General features: G+C 69.7%; 11 protein-coding genes. 5 read left to right on the forward strand and 6 right to left on the reverse strand.

Translation table 11 applies throughout. The features are described from left to right. Window positions 1-43: 43 nt before the first annotated feature. The 3 genes from JGS39_RS27215 to JGS39_RS27225 form a co-directional block, all read right to left on the reverse strand. Window positions 44-907, reverse strand: a complete 864-nt coding sequence (locus JGS39_RS27215; protein ID WP_219572241.1) for an ABC transporter ATP-binding protein — start codon at window positions 905-907, stop codon at window positions 44-46. A gap of 205 nt (window positions 908-1,112) precedes the next feature. After that, window positions 1,113-1,958, reverse strand: coding sequence for a helix-turn-helix domain-containing protein (locus JGS39_RS27220; RefSeq protein ID WP_236064208.1), 846 nt, complete (start codon window positions 1,956-1,958; stop codon window positions 1,113-1,115). Window positions 1,959-2,086: 128 nt separating this feature from the next. Continuing rightward, window positions 2,087-2,692 (reverse strand): class I SAM-dependent methyltransferase, encoded by a 606-nt coding sequence (locus JGS39_RS27225; protein WP_219572242.1) that lies wholly within the window; start codon window positions 2,690-2,692, stop codon window positions 2,087-2,089. Between the two features lie 418 nt (window positions 2,693-3,110). On the opposite strand from JGS39_RS27225, the gene JGS39_RS27230 reads away from it, so the two are divergent. Then, the gene (locus tag JGS39_RS27230) at window positions 3,111-5,024 is read left to right on the forward strand and encodes a glycoside hydrolase family 20 protein (protein WP_219572243.1); all 1,914 of its coding nucleotides are present in this window, start codon (window positions 3,111-3,113) and stop codon (window positions 5,022-5,024) included. Between the two features lie 174 nt (window positions 5,025-5,198). After that, a complete protein-coding gene (locus JGS39_RS27235) occupies window positions 5,199-5,639 on the forward strand; it encodes a hypothetical protein (protein WP_219572244.1) in 441 nt (146 codons plus the stop codon). A 178-nt stretch (window positions 5,640-5,817) separates the two neighbouring features. Here the strand turns inward: JGS39_RS27235 and JGS39_RS27240 are convergent, their stop codons facing one another. Then, window positions 5,818-6,867: a zinc-binding dehydrogenase gene (locus tag JGS39_RS27240; protein WP_219572245.1), complete on the reverse strand. Its 1,050-nt coding sequence runs from the start codon at window positions 6,865-6,867 to the stop codon at window positions 5,818-5,820. Between the two features lie 74 nt (window positions 6,868-6,941). Between JGS39_RS27240 and JGS39_RS27245 the strand changes: the two genes are divergently transcribed. From JGS39_RS27245 to JGS39_RS27255, 3 genes are all read left to right on the forward strand, one after another. Beyond that, window positions 6,942-7,517, forward strand: a complete 576-nt coding sequence (locus JGS39_RS27245) for a TetR/AcrR family transcriptional regulator (RefSeq protein WP_308120736.1) — start codon at window positions 6,942-6,944, stop codon at window positions 7,515-7,517. A 549-nt stretch (window positions 7,518-8,066) separates the two neighbouring features. Beyond that, window positions 8,067-9,290, forward strand: coding sequence for a type III PLP-dependent enzyme (locus tag JGS39_RS27250; protein WP_372456173.1), 1,224 nt, complete (start codon window positions 8,067-8,069; stop codon window positions 9,288-9,290). Next, window positions 9,287-9,871 (forward strand): GNAT family N-acetyltransferase, encoded by a 585-nt coding sequence (locus tag JGS39_RS27255; protein ID WP_219572247.1) that lies wholly within the window; start codon window positions 9,287-9,289, stop codon window positions 9,869-9,871. Before JGS39_RS27250 ends, JGS39_RS27255 begins: the two co-directional genes overlap by 4 nt. Window positions 9,872-10,106: 235 nt before the next feature. Here the strand turns inward: JGS39_RS27255 and JGS39_RS27260 are convergent, their stop codons facing one another. Both JGS39_RS27260 and JGS39_RS27265 read right to left on the reverse strand, forming a co-directional pair. After that, a complete protein-coding gene (locus JGS39_RS27260; RefSeq protein ID WP_219572248.1) occupies window positions 10,107-11,447 on the reverse strand; it encodes a type I glutamate--ammonia ligase in 1,341 nt (446 codons plus the stop codon). Between the two features lie 234 nt (window positions 11,448-11,681). Continuing rightward, entirely contained in the window at window positions 11,682-12,716 is a 1,035-nt protein-coding gene (locus JGS39_RS27265) for a 3-oxoacyl-ACP synthase III family protein (protein ID WP_308120738.1), read from the reverse strand. Window positions 12,717-13,113: the final 397 nt, after the last annotated feature.

Genomic DNA, 13,113 nt, shown 5'->3' on the forward strand with positions numbered 1-13,113 from the left:
GGGACGGGCCCGGTGGTTTCAGGCAGGGACGGGCCCGGTGGTTTCAGGCGGGATGGCGTCCGATCGGGTCGATACGGAGACGGCCCGTGCGGGGGTCGATGCCGACCTCGACACGGATGTCGTAGACCTCGCCGATATTCTGCGCGGTGAGGACGTCGGCGGGTGCTCCCACCGCGTGCACATGGCCGGAGCGCATCAGGACCAACGTGTCCGCGACGCGTGACGCGTGGTCGAGGTCGTGCAGCACGATGCCGACGGCGATGCCGTGCTTCTCGACGAGATCGCGCACCAGGTCGAGGGTCTCGATCTGGTAGCGCAGGTCCAGGTGGTTGGTCGGTTCGTCGAGCAGCACGACGCCGGTGTCCTGGGCCAGACAGGCCGCGAGCCAGACGCGCTGCATCTCACCGCCGGAGAGTTCCCCGACCGGCCGGTCGGCCATGTCCCGTACGCCGGTGACGCCCATCGCGCGGTCGACGGCGCTCCGGTCCTCGGCCGTCGGTCCGGCGAAGCCACGCCGGTACGGGTGCCGGCCGAAGGCCACGACCTCCGTGACCGTCAGCCCTTGGGGCGCGGGCCTCGACTGGGAGAACAACGTGACCTCGCGGGCGAACCGGCGGGCGCTGAGCAGTGCGGCGTCGCGCTCGTCCGCTCCGCCGGGGGCGCCGAGCGTCATCCGGCCGCCGTCCACCCGGTGCAGTCGTGAGAGTGCGCGCAGCACCGTGGACTTCCCGCTGCCGTTGGGCCCCACCAGGGCGGTCGCACGGCCGGGTTCCAGGGCGATCGAGACGCCGTGGACGACCGGTTTGCCGCCGTAGCTCAGTACCAGGTCGTGCCCGTTGAGCGCGGCCACCGGGGTGTCGGGACCGGCCACGGGGGCGGCGGCTTGCCGGAAGGGGCTTGTGAACATCGATGCGTCCGGAGTTTCGAAGGGGCGAGGACTGCGGCACCCTCCGTCCGGTCTTCACGAGCCGGACAGCGAACTCTCCCGCGTACGGGCAGCACCGTTCACGGCAAGCAACAACTAAGGGTTACCTAACTCCGAGAAGGTTATATTCCGCTTGCCGTGTCGACAACCAGGTGTTCTGGACACGCGATACGGGATTCCGGACATTTCACGAGGAGATGCCGGCCGCCGCCTCGAAGAAGGCGCCCGGCGTCGTACCCATGACCCGGCGGAAAGCGGCGATGAAGGAGCTGGGCTGCGCGTAGCCCAGCGTCTCGGAAACCGTCGTCACATCGAAACCCTCGGAGAGGAGCATCAGGGCCCGATGGACCCGCAGCATCTGCCGCCACTGGGCGAAGGAGAGACCTGTCGCCTGGCGGAACGCGCGGGTGACCGTGCGTTCGCTGGCCCCCAGCAGCCGGGCCCACTCCTCCAGTGAGCGGCCGTCGGCAGGGTCGTCCAGCAGGGCTTCGGCTATCGCGTCGATCCGGGGATCACCCGGCAGCTGCAGGGCGAACTGGCGCGCCGACGGCTGGATCACGTCGAACACCACCGACTCGGCCCGCGCCCTGGCCGCTGCTTCGAGGTCCGTGCGGGACAGGTGGGCAAGCAGCGACTCGAGCAACGGCGTCATCTCGATCGCCTTCGGCTCCTCGAACGCGAACGGCGTGCGGTCGGGGGCGAAGAGGGCGTCGTGGAACTCCGCACCCGCAGTCGCCCGGCCACCGTGGACCACTCCCGCGGGCATCCACAGCCCGTTGCCCTCGAACACGGTGAAGATGCGGTCCCCCACGTGGGACGTCAGCGTTCCTCCGCGCACCCAGACGAGCTCGTGCAGTGGATGCGAGTGCGGCTCCCACTCCGTGGGAACACGCGGAATCCGGAACCCGGCGCTGATGGCGAAGCGGCCCGCTCCCTGTTCCGAAGGCTCCGGGGCCCGGGCCGTGCGCACCACGGTGCCAGCCTCGCGCCGCCACATCCCGGGCATCGCTTCACCACAGGACGATCGGACCATGCGGCCGATTCTATCCCTGGCCCGTGATTCCTCCCCGGCCCGTGGTCCCTGCCCGGTCCGTGGTCCCTCACCGGCCCGTGGTCCCTGCCCGCCCGGCGGACGCGGCCGTCAAGACGTCGCGTACACCCTCACCGGCGGTGGACGCTGACGGCATAACCGCCGCCGGCATAGGGGTCGGCATCCCAGGTGGCGAACCGGTCGACGAGGTTGAGGCCGGCCGCGGCGCACCAGTCGTCGTAGTCGGACAGTGTGAGGCCGGGCGGCACCGGCAGGTGGGCTTCGTCCAGACCGAAGCCCGCGACCAGCAGGCCGCCCGGACGCAGTGCAGCGGACAGGCGCTCAACCACCGCGCCCTCGGTGCCGGGGGCGAGCAGCGGGAAGATGTTGCCCGCGGCGACGACGAGGTCGAAGCCCCCCGCGATGCCCAGCGAGTCCGGCTCGAACCCGGCCAGATCGACCTGGAACCAGGGCAGTCCGGGCGCCTGCTTCCGCGCCACGGCCAGCATCGACGCGTCAAGGTCCACCCCGACACAGTCGTACCCGAGTTCCGCGAGCCGGATCATGACGCGTCCGGTACCGCACCCGGCGTCCAGAACCCGCGCCCCGACGGGCACGAGAGCCGCGCAGAACCGCGCCTCGCCGTGCACGTTCTTACCGCTACGGGCCAGGGCCGCGAAGCGTGCGTCGTAGTCCTCTCCGGACGCTTTCCCGGCCAAATCCGACCAACGGCTCATGGGGCCAACTATAGGGGCCCGCACGACTGCACGATGAAAGGGCTGGAGTCGCAGCACTCAAGGAGCAGCGGGAGCCCGACGCCGGCCGTTCCGGGAAGTCACCCACCGCGCGAGCATGGACTCCCGGGCCGGAGTGCTTGGACTTTTCGACGCCGGCACTGCGGCGCCCGAAGTCCCCACCTGCGCCTTCTGCCGTTCGCCCATGGCCGGGCGGCGGCAGCACCGATCGAGAGGTCTACACCTCTTGACCGTGCGAGGGCGCGCCGCAACCCTGTGGGCACCGCTCCTGGCACGTTCTCGAAGGCTGCCTCCGCCTGTCGGCGAAGGCAACTCACGCCCCTTTTCACGCCCATCCCCGGAGAGATCTGTGAATCAACGGAAACCGGCGCGTAGAACCATTCTGGGCAGCTTCCTGCTCATGCCTGTCGTGTCCCTCATCGGTACCTCCCCCGCCGCCGCGGAGGTCAACACGGCACCTCCCGGCGTGGTGCCCGCGCTGCAGCAGTGGACCGGTGGCACCGGCCGGCTCACCCTGACCTCGTCGAGCCGCATCGTCGTCCCCCGTGGCGCGTCGGCGGCGCTGAAGGCGCTGGCGGCCCAGGTTGCCGCCGAGGCCGCCGAACTGACCTCTTTGCAGCTCACCACGACCACGGGAACCCCTCGCGCGGGCGACATCCTCCTGCGCATCGATAGCGCCGCCGACTTCGGCTCCGCGAAGACCGAACTGCGCCCCGAGGCGTACCGCCTCATCGTGACCGGCCGCTCTGCCGAGATCGTCGGCGGAGGGCAGAAGGGCGCCTACTACGGCACCCGTACTCTCCTGCAGTCGGTCCTCGGGTCCGCCGACCGCAACAGCCTCCCGGTCGGCACCGCCGTGGACTATCCCAACTACGCCGTACGCGGTTTCATGCTCGATGTCGGGCGACGGTACTTCACGCCCGAGTTCATCAAGTCCTATCTGCACTGGATGGGCTGGCTGAAGCTCAACACCTTCCAACTGCACCTCAACGACAACGAGATCCAGGCACCCGACGGGGACTGGTCGCAGGCCGTCTCCGCGTTCCGGCTGAAGAGCAGCAATCCCGCCTTCGCCGGACTCGGCGCCGACCAGGGGTACACCCGGCAGGACTGGGATTCCTTCGAGAAGACCGCCGCCGCCCATGGCGTCACCATCATCCCCGAGATCGACGCCCCCGCGCATGCGCGCGCCTTCGTCAGGTTCAAGCCCGAGATCGGGCTCGACGGTGGCAATTCCGACCACCTGGACCTGAGCAATCCGGCCGCCACCGAGTTCATGAAGAGTGTCTATGCCGAGTTCGCGCCGTGGTTCCGCGGCCCGACGGTGCACATCGGCATCGACGAGTACCCGGCGTCGCTGGTCTCGCAGTACAGGACGTACGTCAACGCCATCGCACCGTATGTGCGGTCGCTGGGCAAGAAGGTCAACGCCTGGGGAAGCTTCAGCGCCATGTCGGGCAGCGGAGCCGGCTACGACAAGAACATGGTGATCAACAGCTGGAACAACGGCTGGTACTCGCCCAAGGCGGCTGTCGCGGACGGCTACAAGGTCATCAACTCCAACGACGGCCTGCTCTACGTGGTCCCGTTCGCGAACTACTACCACGGCCAAGGGCTGGACGGACAGTACATCTTCGACAGCTGGGAACCGCACGTCTTCGGCGGAACCAGTGATCTCACCTTCCAGGATCCGATGCTCCTCGGCGCCATGCCGGCCGTGTGGAACGACCTCGTCCGCGCCACGTACACCGAACTCCAGGTCCACGGCCTGGTCGAGAAGAGCTTTGCCGCACTTGCCCAGAAGATGTGGTCCGGCACCCGCGCAGGCACCAACTACGCCGCGTTCCTGAACCGGGTGGGCACCGTCGGCCAAGGTCCGGGAACCACGTACCTCCCCGACACGGTCGTCAAGCCCGAGCCGACACCCGGAGACCTCGCCTTCAACCGGGCGGCAACGGCCTCCTCGTCGGAGACGGCGAGCCTGGTGCCGTCGAACGCGGTGGACGGCACGCCCAGCACGCGCTGGGCGAGCCAGTACACCGACGGTCAGTGGCTGAGCGTCGACCTCGGCAGCCTTCAGCCGTTCTCGAAGGTCGGCCTCGACTGGGAGTCGGCCTACGGCAGGGACTACGACATCCAGGTGTCCGACGACGGTACGACGTGGCGGACCGTGGCTCAGCGCCGCGGCCTGGCCACGGCCGGCGTCGACACGCTCACGTTCCCCGCCACCACGGCGCGCCATGTCCGTATGCAGGGCATCACCCGCGCCACCGGCTACGGCTACTCCCTCTACGCCTTCGAGGTCCTGGCCTGAGTCGCACGGCTCAACGGTGAACGGGGTCAGGGCCGTACACGGAACCACTGGCGATCCGGGGCACCGCGGCCGCGCCCCTCATTGCGGCTGCGGCTGCGGCTGCGGCTGCGGCTGCGGCTGCGGCTGCGGGGCCCGGATGCGCGGGGTGGCGGCCGGGCAGGCTAGTTTGCTCGGATGAGTCTCCTTGATGATGTGGCCGAGCGCGACGGCTGGCGATGCTGGGTATGTGACGAAGCGGTCGACCCCGACGAGTCGGTGAACGACCCGCGGGGACCCAGCGTCGACAGCCGGACCGCCGACCGGAAGGCCAAGGTCGCCGAGCGGCTCGCGCACCGCGGATGCAACACCCGCAAGGGCGCCGTCAAGGTGACCATCGCCTGGCCGGACGACGTGTACGTGGTCGAACCCGCGCCGCTGATCACGGTGGCCACGAGGCTGGAGCGCAAGGGGGGCCGCGAGATGGTGGGCCGCTGTCCGACCAGGCGGGACGCCCAGGAGGCGGCGGACTGGCTGGTGGACCGGTTCTCCCGGCTGGTTCCGGGGCTGCCGGTGACGGCCGACATCGAGCCGGGCGGCGGGCAGTTCCTCGTCATCCTGGCCACCGGCCGCCGCTGACCGGCGCACACTCGCTTCGAGCGGGACCACCGGCCCGCACCGGCCTCGTCCCGGCAGGCGCTGCCCCGCAGGCACGCGTGTGCCCGGTTACGGGCCGGTGCCGCCGGTTTCCGCGGACGAACCGCTGCTGCGCTTCGGCACGCCCACCGGTTCCACCCGAGGTCCGTCGGACGGAACCTCAGGGATGCATGACGATCTTTCCCACATGCCCCCTGCGGGACAGTTCCTCCTGCGCCTGAGCAGCCTGGTCCAGCGGGAAGGCAGCGGCGATGACGGGCTGAACCTCTGCCCGCCGAGCCAGGTCCATGAGGAGTTCGAAGTGTGCCGGCGTGTGCATCGCGGATCCGATGACCTGGGCGTTGTGCAGGTAGAGCCGACGCACGTCGAACGTCACGCCGTATCCACCGAGTGCACCGGCGATGACCCACCGGCCGCCTTCGCGCAGCAGCGGAAGCCCCTCACCCACCAGATCACCGGCCACGACGTCGAGTGCGACGTCGATTCCCTCCGGGGCGAAGGCGCGGATCTGCTCGGCGATGTCTCCCGCACGGTCGACGACTTCGTGCGCGCCCGCCTCGCGCACCGCGTCGATCTTGGGCCCGCTGCTGATGGCGATCACCCTCGTGCCGCGCGCGCGGGTGATCTGCACCAGCGCGAGGCCGACGCCGCCGGACGCTCCCGAGACCAGGGCGGTCTCTCCCCGCCGCAGCCGGCCTCGCTCGATCATGCCCAGCGCCGTGCCGTAGGCGGTCGGCAATGCCGCGAGCTGGTCGTCCGTGAGCGGGGACTCCGTCACGTCGTGCACACGATTCGCCGGCGCTGTCACGTACTCGGCGTATCCGCCGTCGCGCTCGCTCCCCATCAGACCCACCGGGTTGGCGTCCGGCCCCTCGGTGTCGTAGATCGCGGGGTCGACGACCACGCGGCGTCCGACGAGGCTCCCCCGCACTCCGGCCCCGACGGCCACCACCCGCCCGGCCACGTCGGCGCCCTGGATGCGCGGGAAGTCGATCGGGCCCCGCCAGCCCGACAGCGCCTTCGGGTCGTCCGGACGGCCATAGGCGCCCTCCCGCGTCCACAGGTCGGTGTTGTTCAGCGCGACCGCACCGACCTTGACCAGCACCTCCCCTGCCTGAAGCGTGGGGACGGCGACCGTCGTCGGCTCAAGGACCTCCGGCCCTCCGTGCCTCGTGATGCGCACCGCTCGCATGGAATCGGACACACTCATCGCTTGAACCTCCTCGCAGGTATACTGATCTGTGAACCTCTTCCACCGTACACCGATCAGTGAAGGAATCCGTTGTGCAGGAAGCGCGGCCCCTGACGCCGGCCGGCCGCCGCATCGTGGCCGCCGCCGACGAGTTGTTCTACAGCCGCGGAATCACGGCCGTCGGCGTGGATCTGATCGCTGAGCACTCAGGCGTAACCAAGCGGACCCTGTACAACCAGTTCGGTTCGAAGGACCACCTCGTGGCGACCTATCTCGCGGAACGCGACCACCGATGGCGGTCGCTCGTCCAGGCTTCCGTAGAAGCCGCCGGCACTCCCGCCGAGGCCGTCACCGCGCCTTTCGAGGCCCTGCGGACCTGGACGGAGACCAACAGCCGCGGATGCGCCTTCATCAACGCACTGGCCGAACTCCCTGACCCCTCACATCCCGCCCACCGCATCGCCGCGAACCAGAAGCTCTGGCTGCTGAACCTGTTCCAGGAACTCGCCGTCACCGCGGGCTGCTCGCACCCGGCCGCCCTCGCCACCCAACTCCTCGTTCTGCACGAGGGCGCTGTCGCCACACAGCCCCTCTCGCTCGACTGCCTCCCGGAGAGCGCCGCCTTGGCGCGAGTCCTGGTTCGCTCCAGCACATCGCCCCGCCCGTAGCCGCTCCCGACAAGGCGCTGCCGTCCGCCGCGGCCGGCGCACCCGGCGCGGTCCGGGGCGCACCCGCGTCCCACTCCCCTCTGTTCGGCACCTTTCACCGAACACGGACATCAAAAGACAACAGCGATCTTCAGCATCCGCTGCATCGAGACACTCAAGGCCGGCGCCGACGCCCGCACCGCCCCACTCCGTGATGCCGCCCGGACCTCGGTGGGACGTGCCGCCTGACAGAACGTGGGCGCGGCCCGGCCGGAGAACGGGCTTTCGACCCGTTCAGCCTTGCGGCGTGCTCGGGGCGCGGACCAGGTGTGTCGCAGGGAGCGCGGCGGAGGAAAAGCCGGGTCGGGCGTCATAACCGACCTGGGGTCCTTCTCGTTCCACCTGTGGATGCCGGCAAGTCTTCGGCATCGATCATCCAGTTGAATGGGAAGTTCACACGTGAGGCCTCAGGCCACCGACACGCGTCAAATCTCCGAACAGCGCCGGACGGCCGACCGTAGCAGCACCGGCCACCGCACCCTGACAGCGTCGGCCGCCGTGCACGCGCCCATCGCCTGCCACCCCGGCCAGTACGACCGTCTCGGGCCGCACGACCGTCCTGCCCTGCGCGCCGCCCTCGCCGCCGCAGCCGAGGACGCCATCATCTACGACCTGGACGGAATCGGCCGTCAGTACAGCGCCCTGTGCGCCGAACTGCCCGGTGTCGCCATCCGGTTCGCGATGAAGGCCTGCCCCGTGGGCGAGGTGCTCGCCCACCTCGCCCACCTCGGTTCAGGCTTCGACGCGGCCGGCCCGCAGGAGGTCGTCGAGGCGCTCCGCACCGGGGCGGCCCCCGAATCGATCCACTACGGCAACACCGTCAAGTCCGACCGCAACATCGCCGAGGCCTACCGGCTGGGCGTGCGCGACTTCGCCACCGACAGCATTGAGGACGTCGCCGCGATCGCCGAACATGCCCCCGGATCAAGGGTGTTCTGCCGTATCGCGACAACCGGCGACGGTGCCTTATGGGGCCTGAGCCATAAGTTCGGCTGCTCGCCCGATGACGCTGTGCGCGTGCTGGGTGCCGCCCGGGCCACAGGGCTGGTGCCCTCCGGTCTGTCAGTGCACGTCGGCTCCCAGCAGATGACATCCGAGGCCTGGTTCGAGGCGATCGAGACACTGGCAGCCTTGGTGGAGACACTCAACCGGCACGGCATCGTTCCGGACCGGATCAACCTCGGGGGTGGGCTGCCCGCCCTCGGTGTCCTCGACCGGCACGGCAGGCCACTGGAACCGCCGCTGGACAAGATGTTCACGGTGATCCGCGAAGGCATGGAACGGCTGCGCGCCGTCAACGCCGGCCCGCTGGACTTCCTGCTGGAGCCCGGCCGCCACCTGGTCGCCGACCACGGCGCGATCCGCGCTCACACCGTCCGGCTCACCTCCCGCCATCGACTCGACGGCACCCGTGAGGACTGGCTCTACCTCAGCTGCGGCAAGTTCAACGGCCTTTATGAGATGGATCAGTTGCAGTACCGCCTGGAGTTCCCGACGCACCCCGAGGGGCAGTTCGTCAACGCCGTGGTGGCCGGTCCGACCTGTGACAGTGACGACGCCTACGCTCAGGACGGCATGGTGCGGGTCCCCCGCACGATCACCTCCGGCGACCCGGTCTGGGTCCACTCCTGCGGTGCGTACGCCGCCGCCTACGCCACCCAGGGGTTCAACGGCTTCTCGCCACTGCCCTACACCTGCATCGGCGGCCGGGCTCCGGACGGTGAAGGCGCATGAGCGACACGCGGATCCGGCTGCTCCAGGAGGAGGACTGGGGCGAGTTGGTAGCTCTGGAGCAACGCGCCTATGCGGCGAGCGGGCTGTCCGAGGGAGAGACGGCGCTGCGCTCCCGTCACCGTGCCTCACCCTCCACCTGCTTCGTACTGGAGCACGCGGGCGGCTTCGGAGGCTACCTGCTCGCGCTGTCCTACCCGCTCTTCCGCTGCCCGGACCTGAGCCTGGCCGAGGAAGGCGAGGTGCAGGGGAGCAACCTGCACCTCCATGACCTGGTGATCGCCGAGCGGGCGCGCGGCCGGGGCCTGGCTCACCGGATGCACCAGCACCTGGAGGAGGCCGGACGGACGACCCCCTACCGGACGCTCTCCCTGGTCGCCGTGCACGGCTCGCAAGCGCTGTGGGCCGCGCTCGGCTACCGCGCCCGGCCCCACATCGGGCTGCCCGCGAGCTACGGCGCCGAGGCGGTCTACATGACGAAGCCCCTGGACATCGCTGTCCCGAGCCGGCTCCAGGCGCCTCTTCCGGGGCCGGAGCGGGCTGACGCGAACGTGTCCGCCCCCACCCTCTTCCGCCCTTCCTGACCGGCCACCTGCGCGCCGTCATTCCTTCTCCGATTCCCGTACGCCACAGGGGCTTCCGGGTAGCCGCGCACACATCGAACGCTCAGCGCGCACCACGGGCAACCGGGTGCGCCGGGCCACCGGTCGGTCCGAAGCAGAACGGAGCGTGCGGCAGGCCCGGCGCGTCCGGGCGATCCTCTGCCGAGCCGTCGGACCATCCGGCCGCCGGGCCCGGGGTCGTTGCGTGACTCGCGGGTCAATACCGCCAGCGGACCGCCTCGATGAGGTCCGCGTCGGTATGCGTCGCGAACAGCTCCGACTCCGCCCGCCGGACGGCCAGTACGGCTTCGTACAGTTCGGCGCCGAGTGCCTGTCGCAGGAGAGCGGACTTCTCGTAGGCGTCGGCCGTCTCCGGCAGGCTCGCCGGGAGACGTTCGACGCTGTCGAGGGTGGCGGGGTCGCTCCGGGTCTCGGGAGGCAGGGGCAGGCCGGCGTCGAGACCGGCGAGTCCGGCGGCGAGCACGCCGCCGATCGCCAGGTACGGATTGGCGGTGGCGTCGAAGCACTTGAACTCGGCGTTGGCCTGCCCGGCGGTGGAGCCGGCGATCAGGCGCAGCGCCGCCTCACGGTTCTCCAGGCCCCAGCAGCGGTAGGCCCCGGCAAAGCGGGAGGGGACCAGGCGCAGGTAGGAAGCGACGCTGGGCGCGCCGAGGGCGAGCAGGGCGGGCAGCTCGGCCAGTACGCCCGCGAAGAAGTGCTCGGCGTCGGGGTGCAGCCCGTGACGGCCGGGACCGCCGTTTCCGAGGTTTCGGCCCTGTCGCCAGAGACTGAGGTGCAGGTGGCCGCCGTTGCCGATCTCACCCTCGGTGAATACCGGCGCGTACGAGACACGCAGACCGTGCCGGACGGATACGGCCCGGATGGTGTGGCGCACCAACATCGTGGTGTCGGCCGCCTCCACGGGCCCCTCGGCGGCGACCGAGACCTCGAACTGTCCGGCGGCGTACTCGGGATGGAGTTGCAGCACGTCCAGTCCTTGCCCCGTGAGGGCGCGCAGCACCTCCCGCAGGTAGTCGGAGTGCTCGATGAAGCGGGTCATCCCGTATCCGGGCCCGGCCGTTGCGGGGTCTCCGGCGGCGTCGGCCACCACCCACTCGATCTCGATCCCGGCTCGCACCGAAAGCCCGCGCCGCTCGACGGCCTCGGTGACCCGGCGGGCGAAGTCGCGCTGGCAGCCGGGGTGCGGGGTGCCGTCCTGGGTGTAGCGGTCGGCCGGGGCCCAGGCCCAGCCGGGCTGTGCGGCGAGCGGGGTGAGCCGGTCGAGGTCGGGGACGAGCCGCAGGTCACCCATCGGGCCGGTACTCGAAGGCGTGGTGGTGAAGGAGTCGTCCACCAGGGAGACGTCGAAGCAGGGCAAGGCGCCGACACCGTATTGGGCGGCGTGTTCGAGTTGGGCGAGCGGGACGGATTTCACCCGGGTAAGACCGGCGTTGTCGACCCAGCCGAACACCACGCCGTCGATTCCGTCGGCGGTGAGCTGGGCTTCGGCTGCCCGGGCCTGGGCGGCCCGTTCAGCCCGGGAGCGTGTGGTGGTCATGCCGTCCATGCTGGTGCTCGCGGCAGCGGGTGCACCAGCGATTGCTGGGAGTTCACTCGTCCGTGAAGGGACGGAGCATAGATGCGGGACAGGACGGGCAGTAACCGTGGAACACGACGCCTTGCCTGTTCCCGGGTGTTCGCATTACTGCCGCTCGTGTCGTCCGGGTCGGACGAGTTCGACGGGTTCGACGGGCTCGGTAACCCCCCGAGTCATCGCGGTTCTGTCAGCCGGTCAGGCGTGCCGGAGGCAGAGGGTTCCCCACTGGAAGCCTGCGCCGATCCCGGACAGCACGTAGATGTCTCCCGGGAGGAGGGAGCCCTCGGTGACAGTGGTGTGCAGAGCGGTGAACAGGCCGGCTGATCCGGTGTTGCCCAGCCGGTCGATGGTGATGGGTGCCCGCTCGCGGGGAACGCCCAGGGCGGCCATGGCCTCCGTGAGGATGTTCAGGTTGGCCTGGTGCAGGAAGAAGTGCCGGACCTGGTCGATCGGCACGCCGGCCCGCTGGGCGGCGCTGGTGATGCTCTCGGGCAGGCGTGTGGTCGCGGCGTTCCAGACGGCGCGGCCGTCCATGGACAGGTAGTGCTCGCCGGCGGCGACGGTGGCGGTGCTGGCGGGCAGCCGGGAGCCGCCGGCCGGGATCTGCACATCGTAGGAGAGGCGCGAGCCCAGGTCGTAGGAGAGCAGGCCCGCGCCGGGGGTGTCGGCACGGGTGAGGACCACTGCTGCCGCGGCGTCCCCGAAGAAGACACCGGTGGTGCGGTCGGTGGGATCGGTGATCCTGGAGGCGCAGTCGGCCGCGAGGACCAGGATGGTGGTGATGGAGGGGTTCATCAGGAGGTGGGCGGCGATCAGCATGGCCTGGATTCCGGAGGCGCAGGCGGCTTGGGTGACGTCCAGGGACAGAGCGCGGTGGGCGCCGAGGGCGTCTTTGACGATCAGCGCGGTCGACAGGAGCGGCTGGTCCCCGGTGTAGGTGGCGACGATGACCGCGTCCAGCTGTGCGGGCTCCAGGCCGGCGGCGTCCAAAGCCGGGCGGGCGGCGGCGACGCACATGTCGGAGGTCGCCAGAAGCGGGTCCAGACGGCGGCGTTCGCGGATACCGGTACGGCTGGTGATCCATTCGTCGCTGGTGTCCAGGGTGAGGGTGAGCTCCTGGTTGCTGACGACCGTCGGTGGCAGGTGCATCCCGGTTCCGGCGATGGCGAAGGGCACGGACAGGCCGGCACCGGTCTGGTGGAACACGGCCTGGTCCAGGGCGACGGTCACCGGGCGGCCCTCCGTTCGGACGCGTTCGGTGTTCCTCGAAGAATTCCCATATTCCATTCCTTTCCTTATCGATTCACGAATGCCCAGCACTTACAGGCCCGTTCACATTTCAACGCCGCCGCATCATCTCACGGAAATCTGATCTGAAGTTCACCTTTTAATCAATGAGAGTGAGAAAAGATTCGACTGCTTGACTTCGCATAACCGGGAATCCTTTGTCGCGCTCCGCGTGCACGAAGGGCGGATACTGACGGTGATCGGTTTTCGAATACCTTTACGGAGGGGCCGATGCGACAGGGCCGGCGGGACGGACGAGTTGCGAATTCCTTGCTCGCGCTGTTGAGCCGGGACTGGATCGGGGTGCCGGTCGCGGTGCTGGTAGCGGGGGCGGGCGGAG

The sequence above is a fragment of the Streptomyces poriferorum genome (genome assembly GCF_019399235.1).
GTDB classification, from domain to species: Bacteria; Actinomycetota; Actinomycetes; order Streptomycetales; family Streptomycetaceae; genus Streptomyces; species Streptomyces poriferorum.